Raw genomic sequence first — 6,715 nt, 5'->3', positions numbered from 1 at the left:
AAAATATACTATTTAATATCATTTATACATTAATACTCAAATTCTGTTAGTTTTTTCTCTTGATCATTTACTTGTGTTATTTTATTATTATAATTGTCAATATTTTATTATTAATCAGAAATAATTCTTAAAAATCATTAGAAAAATGCCCAATCAAAACAATAATTTACTCATGGGAATGTTCTTACAAGATGCCGACTTAATCAGTAGTTATCAGTGGCAAAATGCTTTAGATATTCAAGCGAAATATACTAAAGTAAAGCTCGAACAAATTTTAGTTTCACAAAAAATAATTAAACCTCAAACTTTAGATTTTTTTGGAAATCAATGGCAAAAAATTAAAGAAGAAGGACGTCAGTTTCCTATTGGTTATTATCTTCAAGATTCTGGGTTATTAAATGAACAACAAGTTCACAATATTCTTAGAGAACAAGAAAAAAACAATTTAAAATTTGGAGATATTGCTGTCAATCAAGGATGGATTAAGCAAGGTACAATTAACTTTTTTTTAGATAATTTATTGATTAAGTCACCACAAATAATTTCTTTAGATTTACTAAAAGAATATAATCAAAATCAATTACATTTAGAACATAAATATCCTAATTCTTCTCTAATTTTAAGTAGCGTGCTAGCTTGGACTGGAGGCAATTCCATACTTACTAAAGATATTTGCCAGATTTTTACAGATTCTAACTTTAATATCCCTATAAAAGAAGAAGCTAATACTGTCGATCAATTTATTGAAAAATTTTTGATTGAAAACTGGCAAACTAGTGACATAGGAAAATATATTAGACTTCTTAAAAAAAATCTAGATGATAATCAAAGATGTAATTCTATCAAGCTTTTACAAGAATATCGAGAAATTTTATTATCAGATAATCAAAAATTTCCAAAAACTCAAGAGCAAGAAGAATTATTAATTCTCGGGTTGATAGTTAAAGAAAAAGAGCGATTAAAAGTTGCTAATTTGATTTATTTAAGAATTTTTAATCTAGATTGTATCAATCAACAGATAGCTAAATTACAACAAGTAATTAACTTACAAGAAATAGAGCAAGTTGATACTTACCAAAATAATCCTAAAACTAAGAGCAAAAATCATATAAAATTAAAAAATTCTCAACTTATGAAACAAGTAAAGTCATTGACCACTTTAATAGGAGTTATTAGTTTTATATATCTTTTTTTAGTTACTATTAATCATCTTTTACTAAAAAATAAAATAAAACAGTTAAATGTTTTACAAAAAATTAGAAGTTTATAATCTTCAAAGATTTTGTAAAAATATAAATTTTTCAGATTCAAAATTAAATCTAATATTTAAATTAGAACAAAAGAAAAAGGAAATTTTAAAGTACGATTCTAATAATTCATATATTTTTCCTGATATCTGTGAAACTGCACTTAATGAGTTAAGGGTTATTGCTGCTCCTGAATTAGCCAAAGAAGGTCAAACCATAGAAGCTATAAGAATTCTTTGCAATGTACCTGCTGATTCTGAATTCTTAACTGAAGCTACCGTTTGGCTCGATCATTGGTATCGCTCCTCCGATTGGGGAAAAGAAACTAAACTTTATTTAAAAGAAGCTTCCAATTGTCCATCTGGCGTAAAGCTAAGGAAGCTGTCATAACTACCAAACGAAAAGAGAAAGTTCTAAATTTGATTCTGGGATGAGAACTTATGATTTTTTTGTATAAAATTAATGCAGAAGTAACATTAATTTAGCCTATTTTTTCAAATAAAGTTCTGACAGTACTTCAAATCAGAACTTTTTGCTCAGTATTTTTAGCGATCGCTAAAAAAAGATAATAATCTCTGAAAGCTAGTTATAGCAGTAAATTTAAGACCATTTGGCACTTATCGCAGCTTCCTTAGCTTTAGCCCAGATATAAGGTTTTAGTGATTTTGCCCAATTCGCCAATAGCTTTGGCAATAGTACTGGGTTTTTTACCTCGATGTAATGCTCGCATGATTTCCGTCGCACTGACTGTTCCCAACTTTAAAGAACCAGCTACCCTGAGCAGATCGTCCCAATTCTGCTCGATTAATTCAGTTTTAACTGTCTGTCGCGCCAGATTATCCAGCAATCCATAATCAGCTGACGAATCGAGCCTCCAGAAACGAGCCGAACCCGCGTCAGCCAAGCGAGGTGAGAATTGATAGCCCAAGAGCCAAAATAACCCAAACACCACATCGCTATAACCAGAAGTATCGGTCATTAACTCTCTAGGGCGCAAACCCGTCTGCTGTTCCAATAACCCCACCAAAACAACTAAAGAATCTCTCAAAGTTCCAGGAACGACTAAACCGTGAAAGCCCGTGAATTGGTTGGAAGTGTAGTTATAGTAAGTGATTCCCCGACCGCGATTAAAATATTTGCTGTTTGTTCCTGCGTTGAGCGTTTGTACGGGAACGACGAAGCGCATTCCATCGGCTGAAGCTACTTCACCACCACCCCAGCTTTGAACGATGGGAATTTTAGTTTGAGCATCAACTAACCGCGTATTAGCTTTGATGATTGTTTCGGGACGAAAATAATTTTGCTCTACCCAAGATAAACGACCCCTGGTGAGTGCGGGAATTCTCTTTCTCACTAAGGGAGACAATCCGATATTACAACCCTGAGCGATAAGTATTGCACAGATGCTAATTGGAAGGTCTTTAACTTTGGCAAAGCTTTCATTGAGATGGCTAAATTCCTTCATAAAACCCGTCTTAGCATTAATTTCTAGCAAGACTTCGGGTAAATCTACCTGTGGCAGCAAAGATTCTACTTTATTCTTCAGTTTGAGATAACTAGATGGCTCATCCAATTTATCGAGATTGCTGATGGTGAGGGTTTCTTTGCCTTTTTTATCCTTTTCAATTCTGACATCGGCATTGTTGGGTAAATTCTTTGCAGTTTGGGAATAAGCTTTATTTAATTGCTTTTGAAGGGTTTTTAATTCTGGTTCTGGTTTGAGGTTGAGTTCTAAAGTCCGACAAACCGATGCCCTGGTTGATTCCCAAGCTTTGCCTTGAAGCAATTTAGCGCGAGGATTGCTCCATTTTTCTCCCGACGAGACAAATAAATCGCGACGGCGTAATCCTTCTAATAATTTCTCTAAAACGCAGAAGGTATATGCTCGACGGTCAATAGTAGCATCGGATGCTACTACAAGAGCAGCCCATTTTTTATCGACTATTTTTAGGGGTGCAGCATCCATGAGGGGTTTTCTTTGACCTTCAATGGATTGCATAAACTGCCAGGCTTCAAGGATTTTTTGACCAGCTTGATTGCCTTCAAAATCAATGATTGAAAGTAATTTTGGCAGAAAACGGCGAACCGAACGCCATTGTTGGATTAATTCAGCGTAATAATTATCTTCAGGGGGACGAGCCAATTCTTCAACATTAGCAACAGCTTCTGCTAGTTGTTCTGGAGTTAATTTCTGCCAAACTTCTTCTCTAACTTTGTTGTCTTCTGTTTTAGGATTGATAAGAATCTTACAAGCCGTAGCTAACTGCAAAGCAGCAGCATCTAAATCTTTGAGAGTTCGCAAACGATTCTTTTTTCCCTCTTTTTGAGACTTGGACAAGATATCTTTGACTAGCAGATTCAACACATCGAGAGCATCATCAATAGCAATGGCTTCCATGACATAAGCCCAGGCTACTAAGGTAGCAATTCTTCGCTCAGGGGACATTCTAGCTATAGCTTGCGCTCTGAGAGTAAAAGCATTCTTAGCCAGAGTTTTCAAGCGAATGGGCGGTATTTTACCCACATTTAATTGATAAATGCCCAAAGCGCGAATTGTTACCAAGCGATTTAAAGCATTAACCAAACTGGGCGCACTTTTGCGAGTGGGTGATTTTCTGAGTTGTTCTAAGGGAGTTAACCTAGCTTTTTCCCCGATGACAATTAGAGCTTCTAAATTCTCTATCTGCTGGGAACTGGGGAGTTTGGCCAGAATATTCCAAGTACGGTTAGCTACTCTTTCTCTAACTGATGAAATCAAACGAGATAATACTGTTACCCCTGGTAGTAAGATTTTCTGCTCGACTAATCTGGCTGTGGTTAGATCAAATAACATCGAAGGACTTTCTCCTCCTGTCCAAGCCCTTTGGTACAACCATCTCACCAAACGCCAGTGTCCTGACTGCTCGCTAAAATCGCGATAACCGTAATGCTTTTTGATAGTTAAAGTGTGTTCCCAATGAGTATTAGAACGCAGTAGATATTTTTCGAGACAACTCACATCTTCAATTTTTAGCTGGGATGCCAAGTAATCAATTACTCCAACTGGCACATCAATAGGATCGATTAAAAATGTTCCCAAAAAGCGCACTGTACATAGTTGAATGGCAAAACCCAAACGATTGTGGTCTCCACGGCGTTTCTGGACTAATTGGAAAGCTGTATCATCGAGATGAAAGTAATTAGCCAACTGAATAGAAGTTGGTTCGCTCGTATAACGCCCGTAATTATGCTGTTGTTCTTGGCTTAGAAACCGAGATGACACTGATTAAAATCAAGTAATGTATCATTTAAACTATAGTCTATTTGGTACGCTTAAAGGTAACGATAGCATAGGGGTTTGAGCCACCTGCGGACGGGAGGGTTTAAATGGTACAGAGAGTAGCGATTTACTGTCGAGTTTCGACTACCGACCAATCTTGTTCTCGTCAGGAACGGGATTTATTGGAGTATGCCAAAAAAGCTGATTATGAAGTGGTTGGCGTGTGGAAAGAAACTACTAGTGGCAGTAAAAATAACCGCACCAAAAGAAAGCAGGTTATGAGTTTAGCCCAGGCTCGCAAAATTGATGGAGTCTTGGTTACAGAATTAACTCGTTGGGGTCGCTCCACCATTGACCTGATAACTACTCTACAGGATTTAGCTCATTGGGGAGTTTCTGTTATTGCTATAACAGGACTTCAATTTGATTTAACGACACCTCAAGGAAAATTGATTGCTTCGGTAATGGCTTCTCTAGCTGAATTTGAAAGAGATTTGGTCAGAGAAAGAGTTTGTTCTGGGTTAGCTGCTGCTAAGGCTAAGGGCAAGCAATTAGGTCGAAAACCAGGGCAAAGAGTGAAGGCTGACAAATATGCACCTAAAGTTTTGCAGATGGTATTTGAGGGTCATTCTTATCGTCAGATTGCTCGTGAACTTCATCTCAGTAAGACCACAGTTAATGAAATTGTGAAAAGAGACAAACAAAAAAATTGTTCATTTTTATCTTAATAAAATGCGAGGAATTTATTTATGAGCTAGGAAATTTTAATTCCATCAGAAAAATTGTTTATTATCAATTAAAAATAACTGTAAAGTAAGATTTTTTTATCGAGCTAAAATGTTAACAACGACTAATCTATCAAAAGTAATTGAAGCAGTTTTAGATTATGCAGAAGCGAGAGTAGACGATGTAATACAATATCAAGAATCTCAAGGATATATTTGTTTGAATTGTGATACTTTTATCAGAGCTATCTTACAAGCAGATGATGTAGGAGAGTGCAAGCATCTTTATTTTTATACCTATTTACAAAAAGAGTTTTATAAAGAAGAAGAAGAAGAGAAAACTCTAGATTTAAGTGAAGTTTTAATTCAAGAAGTGTATCTATACCCAGCTAATAATTTTGAACTATTTGAACATGGGTATGGTCATCCTTTGGAACAAGAAGAATTGGATAAAGCTGTTTGGAAGTCTTCGACTGAAGAAACTCCAATATGGGCAAAAATTATGGAATTATGTTAGTTCTTGCATTGCTCGAGCGAGAATTAATGACGAAAAGCTTTACACAGCAAGCGATACAGCCTTAGCGTGGTTTTCTGTACAGTTGCTACTCAAACCCCATTATTAAGCATTTACAGTAACTTATTTAAAACATTAAGATTAGACCTGATACTAACTGGCAATCCTTAGCGTAATTTTCAAAATCTTACTCTGTAGAGCAAAACGTCGACTAATCTTGAAATCCGCAGATTGTGAAATCAAACTTCAAAGTTACGTCTATGAACGCAAGTTGGTACCAATAGACCTCTTGTATGAGTACGAAATTTTGAGCTTTCAGAGATTAGTATTAATTTTCTAAATTACATACTATAAATCGCATTTAGGCATTTACAAAATTATTCGTGCAATATAGCTCTAATAACTTAACCTTGAATTTTATTTAAAGCCTCAGCAATAACACCTAGACAAATATGAGATTGGAAGGAATTAACTCAATTTTATTGTGAGCCGAATAGAATATTTTTTGCAGATTAATCTGAGCCGAAAACGTGAGTTTTTGCGAGCCGAGGCTCTAGCTTTTGCAAGCCGTTACAATTACTGGTTTCTGGTTGACCTACTATACGAATGTTATTAACTTCTGGATCGGCGTTTGGAACGGAACGGACTCTTTTGGTATGCTGTTCGGAAGAGGCAATATTTCCGCTTTTGAGTTTAGCAATTCTAGCGATAGCATGAGGCATCTTTCTTTTCCCAGTAGCAATGGGGGTGCAATAAACTATGACAAAGTTGGACAGGCGGGACGCGCATTACCCCGTTTTTGGCGACCAAAATAGTATTTGAGTACTTACATGGGGTAATTTTGTCCGCAAAAACCAAAAAACTATCGCCCCAGCGCAAGGGGGCTTGTATTTTTATTAATCTGTTTACCCACTAAATTTATTGTCTATTGAAGCCCCCTTCGCGCCCTTAGCTGAGAGAAGCCTGTCCA

Annotated in this window: 6 protein-coding genes; 4 read left to right on the top strand and 2 right to left on the bottom strand. The window is 36.0% G+C overall.

Features of this window, described 5'->3' with window-relative positions; all coding sequences use genetic code 11:
* The first annotated feature begins 145 nt into the window (after window positions 1-145).
* Window positions 146-1,270, top strand: a complete 1,125-nt coding sequence (locus H1P_RS34810) for a hypothetical protein (protein ID WP_144876270.1) — start codon at window positions 146-148, stop codon at window positions 1,268-1,270.
* Window positions 1,242-1,637 (top strand): hypothetical protein, encoded by a 396-nt coding sequence (locus H1P_RS34805; RefSeq protein WP_144876268.1) that lies wholly within the window; start codon window positions 1,242-1,244, stop codon window positions 1,635-1,637. The genes H1P_RS34810 and H1P_RS34805 overlap by 29 nt, the downstream gene beginning before the upstream one ends.
* Before the next feature lie 247 nt (window positions 1,638-1,884).
* Here H1P_RS34805 and H1P_RS34800 read toward each other — a convergent pair whose 3' ends face one another.
* On the bottom strand, window positions 1,885-4,509 hold the full coding sequence (locus tag H1P_RS34800) for a Tn3 family transposase (RefSeq protein ID WP_144876266.1): 2,625 nt from the start codon (window positions 4,507-4,509) through the stop codon (window positions 1,885-1,887).
* Window positions 4,510-4,613: 104 nt separating this feature from the next.
* Here H1P_RS34800 and H1P_RS34795 point away from each other — a divergent pair, with 104 nt between their 5' ends.
* Both H1P_RS34795 and H1P_RS34790 read left to right on the top strand, forming a co-directional pair.
* Complete coding sequence (locus H1P_RS34795) at window positions 4,614-5,234, top strand: recombinase family protein (RefSeq protein WP_144876264.1); 621 nt, start codon at window positions 4,614-4,616, stop codon at window positions 5,232-5,234.
* A gap of 109 nt (window positions 5,235-5,343) precedes the next feature.
* Window positions 5,344-5,748 (top strand): hypothetical protein, encoded by a 405-nt coding sequence (locus H1P_RS34790; RefSeq protein WP_144876262.1) that lies wholly within the window; start codon window positions 5,344-5,346, stop codon window positions 5,746-5,748.
* A gap of 509 nt (window positions 5,749-6,257) precedes the next feature.
* Here H1P_RS34790 and H1P_RS34785 read toward each other — a convergent pair.
* Complete coding sequence (locus tag H1P_RS34785; protein ID WP_144876260.1) at window positions 6,258-6,467, bottom strand: plasmid recombination protein; 210 nt, start codon at window positions 6,465-6,467, stop codon at window positions 6,258-6,260.
* Window positions 6,468-6,715 lie beyond the last annotated feature (248 nt).

This window comes from Hyella patelloides LEGE 07179 (assembly GCF_900659865.1).
Lineage (GTDB): Bacteria > Cyanobacteriota > Cyanobacteriia > Cyanobacteriales > Xenococcaceae > Hyella > Hyella patelloides.
The sequence above is the reverse complement of the archived record's forward strand: the minus strand, read 5'-3'. Positions and strand labels throughout refer to the sequence as shown.

Excerpts from the sequence above, each read along its gene's own strand:
- H1P_RS34810 (WP_144876270.1), top strand. The coding sequence starts at position 146 with ATGCCCAATCAAAACAATAATTTACTCATGGGAATGTTCTTACAAGAT.
- H1P_RS34805 (WP_144876268.1), top strand. The coding sequence starts at position 1,242 with ATGTTTTACAAAAAATTAGAAGTTTATAATCTTCAAAGATTTTGTAAA.
- H1P_RS34785 (WP_144876260.1), bottom strand. The coding sequence starts at position 6,467 with ATGCCTCATGCTATCGCTAGAATTGCTAAACTCAAAAGCGGAAATATT.
- H1P_RS34790 (WP_144876262.1), top strand. The coding sequence starts at position 5,344 with ATGTTAACAACGACTAATCTATCAAAAGTAATTGAAGCAGTTTTAGAT.
- H1P_RS34795 (WP_144876264.1), top strand. The coding sequence starts at position 4,614 with ATGGTACAGAGAGTAGCGATTTACTGTCGAGTTTCGACTACCGACCAA.